The sequence below is a fragment of the Amycolatopsis sp. lyj-23 genome, assembly GCF_046549135.1.
In the GTDB taxonomy this organism is placed as follows: Bacteria; Actinomycetota; Actinomycetes; order Mycobacteriales; family Pseudonocardiaceae; genus Amycolatopsis.
Genome location: NZ_JAJPWN010000054.1, coordinates 1 through 1005 on the forward strand (window position 1 = coordinate 1; position 1005 = coordinate 1005).

Below are 1005 nucleotides of genomic sequence, written 5' to 3' on the forward strand. Positions count from 1 at the left end.
GTGAGCAGCGCGTCGAGGTCATCAGGGGTGGGTGGGCCGGTGCGGGTGGGGATGCGCTGGGCGAAGTCGGCGTTGTGCAGGAGCCCGAAGTCGGTGTTGTTGACCAGTTCGTGTTCCTGGCGTTCGCGCAGCGCTTCGACGGTGAGGCGCAGCTGCTGTTCGATCTGGTTCATGGGCTGGTTGTAGAGGTCGGCGACGCGGGAGTGCACGCGCAGCACGGTCTGGGCGACGGAGAGTTCGTATTCCCGCGGGCGGGCTTCGTAGTCGACGAAGGTGGCGGGCAGGACCGGTTCGCCGTCGTGGCCGGAGGCGAGGGAGATTTCGGCTTCGCCGTGGTCGTTGCTGGCCGCGGTGCCGCGGGCCTGGTAGCCGGCGAGGTGGGCTTGGAGGGTGTCGGAGCGGGTGAGGACGTCGGTGAAGGCGGTGCGGGGCAGGGTCAGGACGGTGCAGGTGGTGACGGCTTTGGCGGTGAATTCCCAGATGCCGTCGTCGTGGGTGAGGGTGGTTTCGCCGAAGTGGTCGCCGTCGGCGAGGGTGGCGAGGACGACTTGGTCGCCGTAGGCGCCGGTGCCGACTTTGCTGATCTTGCCGTGGGCGAGGAGGAAGACTTCGTCGGCGGGGGAGCCGAATTCGACGAGGGTGTCGCCGGGGGCGTATTCGCGTTGGGTGAACCGGCCGGCGAGTTCGGTGAGGACCTCGTCGTCGTCGAAGCCGCGCAGGGGGGCGAGTTCGCCGAGTTCGGGGGGGATGACGCGGACCTGGGCGCCGGTGGTGGTGAAGGTGACGCGTCCGTCGCCGACGGCGTAGGAGAGGCGGCGGTTGACGCGGTAGGACCCGGCGGCGACGTCGACCCAGGGCAGGACCTTGAGCAGCCAGCGGGAGGAGATGCCCTGCATCTGCGGGACCGACTTGGTCGTCGTGGCCAGCGTCCGGGCCGCCGCCCGCCCCAAGCTCGACGGTGCCTGCTCGGATTCCACCGGGTCGGTGACAGTCACAGCGAAAACC

The 1005-nt window shown here is 69.4% G+C and carries 1 protein-coding gene; it reads right to left on the reverse strand.

Annotation, left to right across the window (positions count from 1 at the left end):
- Positions 1-995: family 2B encapsulin nanocompartment shell protein (locus ACLJPY_RS50140; RefSeq protein ID WP_410598088.1), on the reverse strand; the 995-nt coding region annotated here is incomplete at its 3' end.
- Between the last annotated feature and the right edge of the window lie 10 nt (positions 996-1005).